The organism is Acinetobacter proteolyticus, assembly GCF_000367945.1.
Taxonomy (GTDB): Bacteria; Pseudomonadota; Gammaproteobacteria; order Pseudomonadales; family Moraxellaceae; genus Acinetobacter; species Acinetobacter proteolyticus.
On the sequence record NZ_KB849179.1, the window covers coordinates 3,493,610 to 3,509,033 of the forward strand.

Sequence of the window (15,424 nt, forward strand, 5' to 3'; positions counted from 1 at the left end):
GAATTAGTTGGATATTTTCTGAAAATGGTAGGCGAAAGTGGTATAGGGGAAACTAATCTGATCTTGCGCAGTTAAGCCTGTAAAATCAAATACAATTTGTTCAAACTTTGCTTTTAACTGTTGTTGCTCTGTGGAGGGCATCGCGGCGATAAAACTGGTAGACAATAAGCGTTTACTCACCACCTGCTCGACAGTGCCCTGATGCGCTTGTTGAAAGGTGGTTAATCCATCCAGTTTAAATAAGGATTGTCCTTCGAAGACCTGTTTCCATAATTCACTATGATAACGGGGGGTATCACCTTCTAAAGGTGCAATTTCATCGGCCAAGGCTTTGACCCAATCGACAGCAGTATCGCGCTGATTCCAGATCAAACCAAGATGCCCTGTTGGACTGAGCACACGATGCATTTCTGTTAAGGTTTCAATATTGGCAAACCAATGGAACGATTGTGCACAGAGAATGGCATCAATTGAGGCATCCGCGAATGGCAGTTCGCTACTGAATGCTTGTAGACAATCGACGGTCGGATAGGTTTGTTGAAGCTGCTGTAACATTTCCGTGACAGGCTCGACCGCGATCACTTTTGCCTGGGTCTGAATCAAGTAGGGTAAGAATTTGCCAGTCCCAGCACCGAGGTCAACAACAGTGGAACTTTCATCTATTTGGAGCCGATCTTGCAGCCAAACCGCTATTTCTTGCGGGTAATTGGGGCGAACCTGTTGGTATAGTTCAGCCCCTAAACTAAAGCCTTTTTGAGCAGTAGGATGTAAGGATTGTGTCATTTTTTGCGCTTTTTAATCTGTCTTATCTCTATAAAATAAGATACTCCGCAATTATGGTTTGGCAAAGCCATCATTTGGTGACTTTTTGCTACAGACCTAGGATCAACTTTTCAGTGTGAGCATGGATAAGCAAATAATATTTGAAGATGAGCATATTCGCGTTATTTTTTTAAAAGGTTCAAGTGACACTTTAGTGATTTCGTTTGGCGATTTGATTAGTCGCGCTAAAGGCATGTCAATTAATGCTGAAAAATCCTTAATAAAATATCAATACAATGTGATCGGCATTATGCCGAAGCAGAAATCATGGTTTCCAAAAAGTAGCATGTTGCAGATGCAGCAGCAGATTCAACCGATTTTGCAGCAATTTAAAGGCATTGTCGGCTATGGCGGCTCAATGGGTGGCTATGCTGCAATCAAGTATTCAAATTTATTGAATATGCAAAAGATTGTGGCTTTTGTGCCGCAGTATTCTATTGACCCTGATGTGGTACAAGATCGCCGTTATGCTGAGTTTTTTGATGCGTCTATCCATCAAGATATGCAAATTCAGGCAGATGAAGTCGATTCATCGCGTGAATACATCATCGTCTATGATCCATATTATGCAGAAGACAAAGAGCATTTTTTAAAAATCCAACCTTTATTGCCTAAAATGCATGTGATTCATTTGCCATTTACAGGCCATGAAGCACTTTCAGTGTTGGCAAGTTCTCAGTTGCTGAATGATTTTGTGGTTAAACCATTTGAGATCACTTATTTCTATCAGCGGGTTCGAGAGGTTAAAAAACAAAGCAAGTTCTATTATCGACATGTGCTGGATGCTTTGTTGCCGCGCCATCACCAAGCTTTATTAAAAATACTGCAACAGAACGACATTGCCTTAGATGAGCGTTATTTTGATGCGGTACTTAAACAAAAACTGGTACAGCAGCTGTTTAATCTAAAACAAGGTACTGAACAGAATTTACATAAGCTGGGTGTACATCTGCATTTTGCGCAACATACCGAGACCCAAGCCGCCAATGTGGTGAATGTGCAGAATCAGTTTTTGGTCTTTAACTTGGCAAGCTTGAAATTAGAGTGCTATAGCGCTGAGATCATTGCGGCCAATCCAACCTATCTATTGCCATTAAACCTGACGGCCAATAGTTTGGTGAAACTCAGATTAAATGATGAATATTATCTGTTAAGCATGAATGATCGCGGGATTCACAAATTGGTCAAAGAGGGCGAACCTTTTGCACTGGATCAATCGCCACTGGTGTTTAAACACTATGCCGATTTTTATAGTCTGAGTTATAAACAACTGACCTTGAGTTGTGACCCACAAGGCTTGACTCAGTTTATTGAAAATAATGCAGATGAACAGACCAAACTGCAATTATGCTAAATGACCGCACTGCAATAAAAAAAGCCCTTTGAATATTCAAAGGGCTTTTTTTAGCTATGATTTAAATTAGTTGGCGCCAATTTTTGCATTGGTATTGACGTTCGCATTCACACCTAATACTTTCACACCCACATTCGCACCTGTTTGAAGGCTCTTTTTATCTGCATTTAAGCCAGTTTGTGCATTCACCGCTGAGGTTTTGCCATTTACTTGTGCTTGCGCATTGGTTTCAGCACCTAAATTTAAAGACTTAGATTGAGTTGCCGCTTTCTTGTCTGCAATTCGTTGTTTTACATTGGCTGTGGTATCCGCAGCCAATTCCTTACCATCAACGGCTTTGTCTACGGCATAGTTGGTTGTGGTTTTTACAGCTTCACCAGTTTTATTTGCGACTTGTGAACCCACTTGTGTTGCTGTGCTCACAGTTTTTTGAGTTGCTGCAACGCCCGTATTTACCGCAGCGTGACCGACATTATGTGCAGTATGACCAACACCTTGAGCCACTTGACCGACACCTTGTGCTGTACCTTTCACTGCACCTGTGACGCCTTTAAGCAGGCCGCCTGATTGTACATTAACTTGAGCTGAGCCACTGGCATTTGCCCCTACGTTCTGTGCAAAAACAGAAGCAGAAGCGAGGATAGAGGTTGTCACGATAGCTGTTTTGATCATTTTTTTCATTGCGATTTCCTTAAGCGATGTACCGTATTGGGGTACTTCATTAACGCAACTGCATCATAGCGAGCAAAAAATCAGAAATGTGTGATTTTCATCAAACGTTACAACCAGATTACAGCTTAAAAACAATCTGGAGAGAAATTGTGAAGATTAATTATTGCGTTAAGCACGTGAAAAATGTACTTTTTTAATGAGTGTAAATAACTGTAAAGAATCATTTTTTGAAAAATTGATGAATAAGAATGGCATTCTTCTTATGGTTATATTTTATCTAAATGAATATGAAAATTAAGAATATATAAATTGATTTAAACCGCTTTTAAAAAGATTAAAAAAATGGCATTTTTATTGCTTGGTATATCTATGTGAAATAAATATTGCACTTTTTTAAAGCAATTTGTTTATTTCACGGGATGTATTGTTTGTGCGTTAACTACATTTTTTGAAGCATCAGATTGAACGAGAAGATCACGATCTTTTTTTGATAATACAACGATTCAGATCGTATTTGATTTAAAAGAATATGTGAAATTTAAAGTGAATCTTAAATTGTATTCGCATTATTTATAGAAAAATAATTGAAAACCAAGTAATGGCCAGTAAATAAAGCGCTGGAGAATATGAATGAAACAGATTGCAGCATTCCTTCTGGTATTGATTGGATTGGGTGTGGTGGTTTTTTATTTTGAACCTGCCGAATCGAACAATTCAGTCAATGACACCGCTATCTATCAAATCCATCCTGAACAATCAGGGTTAACTTCAACCGTTTTACATCAACAGGAGACGAAGCCCGTAGAGCATACTACCTCAACTATGTTGAATAAATTGGATACAACGCAAAAAGAGGACCAATTTTATGACACCAAGAGTGATCCTTCGATACAACCGATCGATCCTGACACTGATCCAGCTAATGAAATTAAAAAACTTTAAAAACGTCTGGATTTCTTTACCCAAGAAAAACAGCCATTAAAACAGTTCTTTACCCAAGAACGATGGAGATCAACAGTGAACAATAAAACTTTATTACTATTAAGCCTATCCGCTTTTTTAACCACGACCACCTCAGCCGCGACACTCAATGCTGTCCAACTCAAACAACGACTCAGCTCGGCGGCCCTCAACAAAGTACAACAAGGTAAAATTAATATTGATGCCTTGGTCGACAATGATTCGAATGACCTACTGATTGAATATGAAAGTAATGCTGCTAGCACTACTTTTGGACTAGAAAAGCGAAGCTTAATTGCCGATGGTAAAAGTCAGTTTAAAAATAAATTTGCTAAAGCGACTGGTTTTCAAACCTTACGTGAGTTTAATGGTTTGCCTTTAGGCTTATATCGGATTCAAAACCGTGAAACCTTAGCGCAAGTTTTGAATGATCCGAATGTCAAAGGGGTCTATCCAAACCGTAAAAATGTAACCACCACCATGGAAAGTTTGCCTTTAATTAACCAACCGCAAGCGGTTACAAATGGTTTTACTGGAGAAGGTTCGAGCGTGGTGGTGATTGATACTGGGGTGAATTATAAACATGCTGACTTTGGTTGTACCGCAGTGAACACCCCCGCTTCGACTTGTCGCGTGGTTTATGCCTTTGATAGTGCACCTGATGACAATACTCTGGATGATGATGGGCACGGCAGTAATGTGTCTGGGATTGTTGCCAAAGTTGCCGCTAAAACTAAAATCATTGGGATTGATGCCTTTAGGAAAGTCAGATCGCAAGGGCAATGGGCCAGTACTGCCTATGACAGTGATATTCTAGCGGGGATTAACTGGGCGGTGAATAATGCGCAGACCTATAACATCAAAGCCATTAATTTAAGCTTAGGTGTGCCTGGAGTGAAATACACTTCAGAATGTAACAATAGTAGTTATAGTACGGCATTTGCCAATGCACGCGCTGCAGGCGTCGTCCCTGTAGTCGCTTCAGGTAATGATGCATTTGCTGATGGGATTTCTTCACCAGCCTGTGTGAAAGGTGCAATACGAGTAGGTGCGGTGTACGATAGTAATATTGGTGGGGTGTCTTGGGGCAATCCATTGAAATGCTCTGATCCAACCACCGCTGCCGATAAAGTGACCTGCTTTAGTAATGGTGGCTCATTGGTGACTTTATTGGCGCCAGGCGCAATGATTACCGCGGGTGGTGAGACTCAAGGTGGAACTTCACAGGCAGCACCTCATGTGGCAGGGGCAATTGCGTTATTACGCGCCAATGGCGTAACACCATCAGAGACTATCGATCAAACCGTAAATCGTTTAAGAGTGACAGGTAAACCGATTACCGATACGCGTACAGGTTTAGTGTTCCCTCGTATTGATTTACTGTCTGCAACCAGCGGACTCAGTTCAAATTAAGATGATTTTATAGTGTAAAGATCGATCCAAAATAGTTTAAAAAGCCATGACTCGTTGCAGCTAGAGATAGATGCAACGAGTTTTTTTATAGGCTTAATGACATTGTGCTAGCTTATCTGCACTAAAGTTACTTTGTAGTTTTTGAAAATTGGCTTGAACGGTCGCATCTTGCACATCAAAGGCGGTTGCGGTTGTTGGTTGAGTAAGCGCTTTATCTTGATAGTGTCGGGTGGTCGAGCTTGCTGAAATTAAACCGTGTTGATTAAACACCCAATGCTCAACGGCCTGACCGCCATCAAAGTAGCCCGTAAATTCAATGTTGCAGTGTTGGTCTTGCTTACTTAGTTTTGCAGTATTGCCTTCAGTTGAAGGCGTGGCGCCAATATTCTTCACTTGTTGTAATGTTTGTGTACCATTGTTTGGTGTGGATAATGTTGAGCAAGCAGTGAAGCTGATTGCACTGATGCAGGAAAATAGAATCGTTTTAAAAGCATGTTGCGTCATGTGCAAAATTCCAGTCCGATGAATTTATGCGATTGAGTTTGTCGGCAAAACCCGTGAAGTTCAATGAATGTTTTGAATAAGCACTGTAAATTTAAAGTTTATTTTTTTCAAAGTAATACCTCAGCCTATCTTAGATTAACTGTATTGCGTAGGGACCAAGTTCCCGTAGTTTGATTCAATTTTTAGTTATAAAAAACCTCTACTGAGTAGAGGTCGTGGACTTAGTTTTTTGAGGGCTGGCTGAGTTCGGCACGTTCAATTGGAACATTACCTTCATTGGTGCCCACCACCGCATCTTTGGTATCTTGCCATTTTTTGGCTGTATATTGCTTGGCTTTTTCAGTTTGCACTTGAACAACTTCAGATTGTTCTTCCGTATATTTCTTGGTGTCTTGCCATTTTTCACTGATCTTTTGTGAGGTGTTATCAGATGCACCTTGGATTGAATCACCGAGATTCTGCATGCCTTTACCTGTTTTATATAGCAGGATACGACCTAGGCTTGGATTGTCGCCGTAGGGCATGGCTTTTTCAGGGACAGCATTAGAAGCATTGCTTGTGGTGCTAGTTGTGTCTGCTGCCCAAAGCGAAGACGATGCAATCAGTGCCGTCGTAACACATAATATTTGTACTTTATTCATCATCTTTTCTGTCCTTTCAGCGATAGCGTCGCAATCGAGATTTTATATCTTATCGTTAGAGCGAAGAAAAGAGTGGGGATGGTATGAAATTGATACAGTGCGTAAACATTATGCCTGTTCAGTTCGATAGCACATATGTTTATAGCATATTCGCTGCTTCATCAAATCAAGAAGATAGAGGTAATCTAACATTTTATGATCGTTGACGCCTTATATTGCTCATGGTAATTTTAATTCCATACAAATCAATATTTTCACGGTTTATTTTAAGCAAAATAGTTATTTTATGAAGCCGAGGTTGGAATCTTATATGTCACTTCTGCCGCATAAGAGTAGTTAGGCGATATCAAGCGGGTCTCGGATTTCAAACTAAAGCTGATTTTAATGTATTGCTGTCAAATCTTATTCGCTTAATATCAGCTACTAGTCAAAAAGGAAAAGTAAAATTGTTTAAAACTGATTGGGAAATATTTAAAACAAAGTTCTCTGAAAATCCACAAGATGCGTTTGAGTGGATGTGTTATCTACTTTTCTGCAATGAATTTAAAGCTAAAACTGGAATTTTTCGCTACAAGAACCAGTCCGCAATAGAGACCAATCCAATTTCCTCAAATGGAGTTAATGTTGGCTGGCAGGCTAAATTTTATGAGACGGCATTATCTAGCCACAAAAATGACATACTAGAAACAATTACAAAGGCGAAACGTTATTACCCTGATTTAAATAAAATAATTTTCTATACAAATTCAGAGTGGGGTCAAAACAAAGGAAAGGAACCACAAGGTAAACTAGACGCAGAAAAAAAGGCAAAAGACAACAACTTAGTAATTGAGTGGAGATGCTGTAGTTATTTCGAGTCGCCGTTTGTTGTAGATGATTGTAGCCGGATCACTTCATATTTCTTCACCCAATCTGATAATTTATTTGGACTTTTAAAATCGTTTGAATCTCACACAGGCGCAATTCTAGATGATATTGAAACTGTAATTACTTTTGGCGACAAAGATGTTTCAATTAATCGCTTTGATTTAATATCTGAAGTTGAAGAGTCAGAAGCCAGCGCGTTAATTATAAGTGGAGAAGGCGGTATAGGAAAAACAGCATTAATAAAAGAGCTATATGGAAAAAAAGGTGCAAACGATGCTTTTTACGTCCATAAAGCTACGGAATTTTCTGTTTGTAGTCTGAACGAGTTTTTGTCAGGCATTTTTCTAAAAGATTTTATTGATGCACATGATGGGGCCGATAATAAAACCGTTGTTATTGACTCTGCGGAGCATTTACTTGCTCTAGAAAATACTGATCCAATTAAAGAGTATCTATCCAGCTTAATCAAAACTGGATGGAAGGTATGGTTCACTACGAGAAATACTTACTTAGATGATTTGATTTTTCAGCTATATGAAGTGTACAAAATTAGCTTTAAGTCGATATATATAGAAAAGCTGGATGAAGATGCATTATTCGAGCTTGCTAAAAAACATGATTTTATTATCCCAGACGACAAGAAATTTAAAACACTCATATTGACTCCATTTTATCTGAGAGAATATTTGAAGCATTATCAGGACAACAAAGGCGCTAGTTACTTTGAGTTCAAGGAGTCTCTGTGGCCGAGAGTCATTACGAAAAGATCTCCTCAAAGAGAGCAGTTTTTTATTAGCCTTGCTAAAGAAAGAGCCAATACAGGAAAATTTTTTGTCATTCCTGACATTAGTTACTCCAATGAAAAAGTAGAAAATGCTTTAGTTGTTGAAGGGATTATTAATTATGAGCCCAATAGAGGATATTTTATTACTCATGACATTTATGAAGAGTGGGCACTGGGAAAATTCGTCGAAGGTAGCTTTTTATCCTCAGAAAATACAGAAATATTTTTTGATAAAATACAGCAGTCTTTGCCCATCAGAAGAGCTTTTAGGCGGTGGCTATCAGAGAAGTTAAGTACCGAAAATGAAGAAGTTAGTCATCTTATCGTAGAAACCTTATCATCTCACAGTATAGCCAAGTTGTGGAAAGATGAAGCGTTAGTTTCTATGCTTTTGTCCGACTACTCGGAGTACTTTTTTAATATCAGCAAAAAATTACTATTGCAAGATGACTTCAGTCTTCTCAAGCGCATATGCTTGTTAATAAGAATAGGGTGCAAGGAAATAGATAATAGTCTTTTTTATAGGCTTGACGTGCGAACGCCTGACATATTGTCAATGGATTATGTAATAACTAGACCAAAAGGCACTGGATGGAACTCACTAATTAAGTTCATTAATAATAATATCGATAATATAGGTGTAGATAATCTCAGGTTTGTATTGCCCATCCTTTACGACTGGAACAGCCACAACAAGTCTGGAGACGCAACTAAATATTCCAGCTTAATTGCATTATCGTTTTACAAATCAGTAATCGAAAACAACGTCTATATTAGGGATGAAGGTTTTTCCAAGGAGTTGATCCTCACCATTCTGTATGGGGTAGGTGAAATCAAAAATGAACTTGAAGCCATCATTGATGAAATAATTCAAAAGAATTGGAGGCGACATAACGATCCATATCATCTTATGAGTGAATTCATTTTAACCAAAATGGAATGCTTCAACGTTGCTATGAAAATTCCGGAAAAAGTGATCGCTTTAGCCAAGTGCCTTTGGATGTATGAACCACCAGAAAATGACGATTATTTTTATGGATCAAGACTAGAGATTAATCATGAATTTGGCATTGAGAATGGGCATCAAGACTATTACCCTGCCAGTGCTTATCAAACACCCATATACGCCCTGCTGCAAACCAATTTAGAATTAACTCTAGACTTCATTGCCGACCTAATAAATTATTCTTCAAAAAAATATGCGGAATCCAGCCTTGATAACGGTCAGATTGAAACAGCAACATTGTTACTAGATGATGGAAAGAAAATTGACCTACCTATCTCAAATCGACTTTGGTGCATGTACCGAGGAACACAGGTAAACCCTGATTTGTTAGAATCAATATTAATGTCACTAGAACGCTTCTTTCTTGAGAGAGGCAAAAACACCAAAACTCAAACACTTGAATATTATCTAATTTATATCCTAAGCAGATCTGAATCTTCTGCGCTTGTGGCGGTTGTTGCAAGCATTGTATGTGCGTTTCATGAGAAAACATTCAATACGGCGAGAATTCTATTCAGGACAAAGGAATTTTTCTTCTATGACACATCTCGATTGATGCTGGATCAAACACATAAAACTCAGCTTACTTCGCTAAAAAATTTTAGTATTAATCGGATCAATGAGCATCACGAAAATGAAAGAATAAGCGCTTGCGACCAAAAACATCGGAAATTTTCATTAGAAGATATAGCGCTTCAATATCAGTTTTTTAGAACAGAGGAAATAAGTGAAGAGGAATCAGAGGAGAGGCTTCAGGAAATTTGGAAAACTTTAGATGCCCACTACAAAAATTTACCAGACAAGGGACACGAAAATCATCGAGATAAAACATGGCTTTTATATTTAGCCCGTATGGACAAAAGAAAAATGTCACCTGAAGCAAAAGAAGTAGAAAATGGTATAGCAATAGAATTCAATCCAGAGATTGATCCTGAGCTTAAGGAATATAGTGAAACGTCTCAGCGAGAGGCGAGCAAGCCATTTGCACATTCCGGTTTAAAAATATGGGCTGATAGCAGGCTCTATAATAAAGATAACTACATAAAATATGAATCATATGAAAATGATCCGCTGACTGCTTTGGGCGAGGCAAAAGAAATATGGGATCAGCTTTCAGAAGGCAACCTGGGTGAAGCGTTACTGTTTGATCGAGCCACACCATCGTATGTATGCGCTGTGTTATTGCGAGACTTTAAGGGAAAATTAGGAAAAACTGAGCTAGAATTTTGTAGGGAAGTCATATTTGAGTACGCAAATATTGTCAATAATGATGATTACATGCACCAGATCGGCGATGGCCTTGTTCCTGCGTTATTTGTACTCCCAAGATTGGTAGAAGATTTTCCGAACGAAAGACTAACTATCAAGTTGCTATTAATCAAAGCATTAATGAGGCATGATCCAATAACGATGATGGGAACGGATAGAATAAATTCAGTAGCTATTCAAGCCGTTCAGCACTTATGGAAGAGTGAACCTGAGTTCATGAAGTCTCTGTGCATTGGGTATTTGGTAATTGCTCAAAAATATAGGGATGTTCAGAATCGCTTAAGACAAGAAGCATATAAGCAGCACAAATATGATATTGACAAAAATAACTTTGAACAGGAATTGTTGAAAGAATTAGAGGGTTTAGCAGAGAGTATCGAAGACGAAACCATTACAGAAGCCGCCATAGACAATATTGAAAATATAGATAACGACATATTGATAACGGCTTTTCAGCTTGCACCATTGGAAAGCCAGCACAAGGAGCTAGCGCCGTTTACCGAGGAAATTGTTAGGATAATTTCACAACAATTACTCTCACATGATAGAGAAGACCGTCTTGACTATGCTTTCAGACATGAATTTTTGAAGCACTATACTCGTTTTATCCTTCATCTAGAGAATAGCGAGAAGGATAAATACCTTAAATATTTTACCGATAATTTCGCCTTGAGTGAAGGTATGGCAGATTTATTAAATGAATTTGTTAGCGCTGAAGACTCGCTGAATATGCCGGACTCATTCTGGTATGTATGGAACCGATTTAAGAGCCACATTGTTGATTCAATAAGTACGCAAGGTTGGCGGCATAATAGGGAGCGTATAATCGAATCTTTTTTATTTGCAAGAATTTATTGGAAGGATGAAGCAACGACATGGCATACATTTTCTCCTGAGAATAAAGAGTTTTTTAGTGATTTAAGCAGTAAAATAGGTGGTGAATCATCTTTTATATATAGCATCAGCAAACTTCTTTGCGGCATAGGGGGTGAATTTTTAGATGATGGTATTTACTGGATCAGTAACGCAATAAAGACATTTGATATTGATATATCAAAGGATAAATCAGGAAATACTCTATTTTACTTGGAAAGATATATGAGAAGGTATTTATTCAAAAATCATGACAAAGTGAGACGAACACCAAATTTAAGGACACAGTCAATGGTGGTTTTGGATTTTCTAGTTGAGCAATATTCCATTACTGGTTATTTATTGAGAGAAGATGTGGCCTAGCTAAAAACATTGTGGCATGAATTAATCAAATGCCGTATAACAAGTGGCTGCAATCTGACCTCCGGCAGTTGAGCCGGACGTTAGTACTCTCAGGAGAGATTAGATGAGCAATAAACCAAAATATGCTGTGTCCGCTACTTTTAGAAAAACCGTCAACTAAATTGCCGAAAATAAACCCCACCAATTTATAGCGGGGTTTATTTAAAAAAGATCAAGTATTATAAAGGCTTAACCCTGTAATACACTTACATCTGCAATCGCTGTGAATAAATCACGTAATTGAGCCAATAAACGTAAACGGTTAGCTTTTAATTCAGCATCATCTGCCATGACCATTACACCTTCAAAGAAGGCATCGATTGGTGCGCGAAGCGCAGCCAGCTTAGACAATGCTTCGGTATAGTTACGTGCAGCAAGCAATGGCTGAACCACAGGTGTGAGGGCAGACAATTCTGCATAAAGTGTTTTTTCAGCAGCTTCAACCAGATTCGCTTCAACCACAGCACCTTCTGGTGTCGCTTCTTTAGCAAGAATATTGGCAACACGTTTATTTGCCGCAGCCAGTGCAGCTGCTTCTGGCAAGGTACGGAAATGATTGACCGCAGTCACACGCTTGTCAAAATCAAGTGGCGATTTTGGTGCAAGTGCTTGAACCGCTTGAATTACATCAACCGCTACGCCTTGGTCTTCATACTTGGCACGGTAACGACCTTCAAGGAATGCAACCGCATCAGCACGGGTTTTATCGTGATCTTTAACAACGTCGCCATAACCTTGCAATGCAAAGTTAACGAGTTCTTCAATCGTCACATCAAGTTCATTTTCGATGATTAAACGCAAGATACCGATTGCAGAACGACGTAATGCAAATGGATCTTTAGAACCTGTTGGTGCTTGACCGATACCGAAAATACCGACCAATGTGTCTAAACGATCCGCAAGCGCAATGGTTGTACCTGTCTTGGTTTGTGGTAATACATCTCCAGCAAACTTAGGTAAATACTGTTCACCTAAGGCTTCGGCAACTTCGCTATTTTCACCTTCAAGGCGCGCATAGTAAGTGCCGGCAATCCCTTGAAGTTCTGGGAATTCACCTACAAGTTCAGAGGTTAAGTCACATTTCGCAAGTAACGCAGCTTTCTCAGCATCAGCAACATTTGCACCGGTAATTGGAGACAATGCCACTGCTAATTGAGCAATACGTTCTGATTTATCCCAAAGTGTACCTAATTGTGCTTGGAACACCATGTTGGCTAATTTTTCTTTACGAGACGCAAGCGGTTGCTTTTGGTCTTGTAAGAAGAAGAATTCCGCATCAGACAAACGTGGACGTACAACTTTCTCATTTCCTTCAATAATTTGAATCGGATCTTTCGACTCAATATTTGAAATGGTAATGAAGTAAGGCTGTAATTTACCTTCGGCATTGATTAAGCAGAAATACTTTTGGTTATCCTGCATGGTGGTGATCAACGCTTCTTGAGGAACCGCTAAATAACGCTCTTCAAAGGTCGCACGTAAAGCAACAGGCCATTCAACAAGACTTGTTACTTCATCAAGCAAGTCAGCTGGCACAATGGCAGTGGCATTGACTTCATCTGCCAATGTTTTGACTTGTGCTTGAATCGTCGCTTGACGCTTTTCGAAGTTCGCAACCACATAGGCTTGTTCTAAAGTCGCCAAATAGTCATTTGCATGTGCCAAAGTCACAGCTTCAGGTGCATGGAAACGATGACCATAAGTCACATTCCCTGCTTTATGATCTTGAATGGTTGCTTCAACCACTTGATCATCTTTCAGCAATACTACCCATTTTACTGGACGTACGAATTCAGTACGGCTTGCCGCTGAACGCATACGTTTTGCGATGGGTAAGTTATCCAATGCAGTCTGTAAAATTTGTGGCAGTAAAGCATCAAGGCTTTGACCTTTGACATCCTTCAAGAAGCAAACTTTTTCAACTTTACCTGCTTGGAACGTCGAAAGTTGGTCAGCCGTGATGCCTTGACCGCGCATAAAGCCTTCAAGTGCTTTGGTCGGTTTGCCTTCAGCATCATAAGCCGCTTGTACCGCAGGGCCATCAAAACGTTTTTGCGTGTCCGCTTGAGCAGCATCGATATCAACAATTTTCAATGCTAAACGACGTGGTGCAGCATAGGCTTCGACAGAGGCGAAATTTAAGCCCGCATCTTTTAGACCTTTTTCAGTTTCTGCTTTAAGTGCGTCACGCAAAGTCTTTAAGCTTTTGGGTGGAAGTTCTTCACAACCCAATTCAAATAGTACGGTATGTGTCATTTCCATGTATCCGAAAAAATATGGTGTGGCTGTACAAAGTTGGTCTGGGGTGGAAAATCTGTTTCATCTTTGGGTAGGTATCCCCAAATCCGAATGACATCTTCACGTTGTTCAAACTCTAAACCAATCTTTACCAATAAATTTTTAAATCGAGCCGAGTGGTCAATGATTTTTTTATGTCCCCAAGGCTTTTCAACCTGATGCTCTAATGTACTTAAGTCTAGCCATAACACCCCTGCGAATGGATAGGGTAAATGACCAAACCACTCAACATCCCAATTGCTGATAAATTTATTACTGATCCAGCAATAACGATAACTAGGACTCCAGTCGTCATTTTGCATAAATGTGATCAGCTCAGACCACTTGGTATTGTTGGCAGCACTCACCTATTGACCATTTTTAACGGCATTGGCAATACTTTGCTGCTGATCGTCAATACCATAATGGGCAATAGAGTGAGGATTTTGCATCAGAAAAACAACTTTAGTCTTTTGCTTTTAATGAAGCTTCTGCTTCAACTTGTGCTTTAAGTTGAGCCAATACTTCATCGCGCAAATGTGGTTCTGCCATTGGGAAACCAAGTTTCGCGCGGGCCGCCACATAACTTTGAGCAATTGAACGCGCCAAAGTACGGACACGTAAAATATAACGTTGACGTTCAGTTACCGAAATCGCACCACGTGCATCCAACAAGTTAAAGCAATGCGATGCTTTGATCACTTGCTCATAAGCAGGAAGTGGCAGTTCAGCTTCGATTAAACGAGATGCTTCTGCTTCATAGAAGTCAAACAATTCAAACATTTTGTCGACTGGTGCGTATTCAAAGTTATAGGTTGATTGCTCAACTTCGTTTTGATGGAATACATCACCATAGGTTACGGTACCGAATTGACCTTTGGTCCAAACCAGATCGTAAACTGAGTCCACACCTTGAAGGTACATCGCCAGACGTTCTAAGCCGTAAGTGATTTCACCTGTCACTGGGTAACATTCAATACCACCGACTTGCTGGAAGTAAGTGAACTGAGTCACTTCCATACCATTTAACCAAACTTCCCAACCTAAGCCCCAAGCACCAAGGGTTGGAGATTCCCAGTTGTCTTCTACAAAACGAATGTCGTGAGTGAGGGTATCAATACCGATGGCTTTTAATGAATCAAGATAAAGCTGTTGGATATTGTCTGGGTTTGGCTTAAGTACCACTTGGAACTGATAGTAGTGTTGTAAACGGTTCGGGTTCTCGCCATAACGACCGTCTTTCGGACGACGTGAAGGTTGAACATAAGCCGCGTTCCAAGTTTCTGGCCCCAATGCCCGTAAGAAGGTTGCAGTGTGGAAAGTACCTGCGCCCATTTCCATATCATATGGCTGTAATACGACGCAGCCTTGCTCCGCCCAATAGTTTTGTAGGGCAAGAATTAAGCCCTGAAAGGTATCAATATGCGATATAGCACGACTCATGGTGCATCCACTGGAATCAAACAAAAATTGTGCTTAAGTATAAGGATTTTGTAGGGGAGTGGCAAAGGCTTCTAGCACTTCGCCAGCAAGTTCTGATCAGAAATAAAAAATAGAGCGGCTCTTCTTAATTATATGTA

At 39.6% G+C, this 15,424-nt stretch carries 11 protein-coding genes; 4 read left to right on the forward strand and 7 right to left on the reverse strand.

Annotated elements, in window-relative coordinates:
- Positions 1-3: 3 nt before the first annotated feature.
- Positions 4-783: a class I SAM-dependent methyltransferase gene (locus F993_RS00870; protein WP_004657578.1), complete on the reverse strand. Its 780-nt coding sequence runs from the start codon at positions 781-783 to the stop codon at positions 4-6.
- A 121-nt stretch (positions 784-904) separates the two neighbouring features.
- On the opposite strand from F993_RS00870, the gene F993_RS00865 reads away from it, so the two are divergent.
- On the forward strand, positions 905-2,176 hold the full coding sequence (locus F993_RS00865) for a hypothetical protein (protein ID WP_004657580.1): 1,272 nt from the start codon (positions 905-907) through the stop codon (positions 2,174-2,176).
- Positions 2,177-2,242: 66 nt separating this feature from the next.
- On the opposite strand, the gene F993_RS00860 is transcribed toward F993_RS00865, so the two are convergent.
- Entirely contained in the window at positions 2,243-2,857 is a 615-nt protein-coding gene (locus F993_RS00860) for a hypothetical protein (protein WP_004657582.1), read from the reverse strand.
- A gap of 621 nt (positions 2,858-3,478) precedes the next feature.
- Between F993_RS00860 and F993_RS00855 the strand changes: the two genes are divergently transcribed.
- Entirely contained in the window at positions 3,479-3,790 is a 312-nt protein-coding gene (locus F993_RS00855; protein WP_004657584.1) for a hypothetical protein, read from the forward strand.
- Positions 3,791-3,865: 75 nt separating this feature from the next.
- Positions 3,866-5,221, forward strand: coding sequence for a S8 family serine peptidase (locus F993_RS00850; protein WP_004657586.1), 1,356 nt, complete (start codon positions 3,866-3,868; stop codon positions 5,219-5,221).
- Positions 5,222-5,314: 93 nt separating this feature from the next.
- Here F993_RS00850 and F993_RS00845 read toward each other — a convergent pair whose 3' ends face one another.
- Both F993_RS00845 and F993_RS00840 read right to left on the reverse strand, forming a co-directional pair.
- The gene (locus tag F993_RS00845; protein WP_004657588.1) at positions 5,315-5,725 is read right to left on the reverse strand and encodes a hypothetical protein; all 411 of its coding nucleotides are present in this window, start codon (positions 5,723-5,725) and stop codon (positions 5,315-5,317) included.
- A gap of 221 nt (positions 5,726-5,946) precedes the next feature.
- Positions 5,947-6,369, reverse strand: a complete 423-nt coding sequence (locus F993_RS00840; protein ID WP_004657590.1) for a hypothetical protein — start codon at positions 6,367-6,369, stop codon at positions 5,947-5,949.
- A gap of 443 nt (positions 6,370-6,812) precedes the next feature.
- Between F993_RS00840 and avs4 the strand changes: the two genes are divergently transcribed.
- A complete protein-coding gene (avs4, locus tag F993_RS00835) occupies positions 6,813-11,528 on the forward strand; it encodes an AVAST type 4 anti-phage nuclease Avs4 (protein WP_004657592.1) in 4,716 nt (1,571 codons plus the stop codon).
- A gap of 228 nt (positions 11,529-11,756) precedes the next feature.
- On the opposite strand, the gene glyS is transcribed toward avs4, so the two are convergent.
- The 3 genes from glyS to glyQ all read right to left on the reverse strand — a co-directional run bounded on the left by glyS (position 11,757) and on the right by glyQ (position 15,287).
- Positions 11,757-13,823: a glycine--tRNA ligase subunit beta gene (gene glyS / locus F993_RS00830; protein WP_004657593.1), complete on the reverse strand. Its 2,067-nt coding sequence runs from the start codon at positions 13,821-13,823 to the stop codon at positions 11,757-11,759.
- Positions 13,820-14,212, reverse strand: coding sequence for a DUF6678 family protein (locus F993_RS0119840; protein ID WP_228254120.1), 393 nt, complete (start codon positions 14,210-14,212; stop codon positions 13,820-13,822). Before F993_RS0119840 ends, glyS begins: the two co-directional genes overlap by 4 nt.
- Positions 14,213-14,309: 97 nt before the next feature.
- Entirely contained in the window at positions 14,310-15,287 is a 978-nt protein-coding gene (glyQ, locus tag F993_RS00825) for a glycine--tRNA ligase subunit alpha (RefSeq protein WP_004657598.1), read from the reverse strand.
- Positions 15,288-15,424 lie beyond the last annotated feature (137 nt).

What these genes read in the sequence shown, in the direction of transcription:
- F993_RS00870 (WP_004657578.1), bottom strand. Translation starts at nt 783, where the DNA reads ATGACACAATCCTTACATCCTACTGCTCAAAAAGGCTTTAGTTTAGGG.
- F993_RS00865 (WP_004657580.1), top strand. Translation starts at nt 905, where the DNA reads ATGGATAAGCAAATAATATTTGAAGATGAGCATATTCGCGTTATTTTT.
- F993_RS00860 (WP_004657582.1), bottom strand. Translation starts at nt 2,857, where the DNA reads ATGAAAAAAATGATCAAAACAGCTATCGTGACAACCTCTATCCTCGCT.
- F993_RS00855 (WP_004657584.1), top strand. Translation starts at nt 3,479, where the DNA reads ATGAAACAGATTGCAGCATTCCTTCTGGTATTGATTGGATTGGGTGTG.
- F993_RS00845 (WP_004657588.1), bottom strand. Translation starts at nt 5,725, where the DNA reads ATGACGCAACATGCTTTTAAAACGATTCTATTTTCCTGCATCAGTGCA.
- F993_RS00840 (WP_004657590.1), bottom strand. Translation starts at nt 6,369, where the DNA reads ATGATGAATAAAGTACAAATATTATGTGTTACGACGGCACTGATTGCA.
- glyS (WP_004657593.1), bottom strand. Translation starts at nt 13,823, where the DNA reads ATGACACATACCGTACTATTTGAATTGGGTTGTGAAGAACTTCCACCC.
- glyQ (WP_004657598.1), bottom strand. Translation starts at nt 15,287, where the DNA reads ATGAGTCGTGCTATATCGCATATTGATACCTTTCAGGGCTTAATTCTT.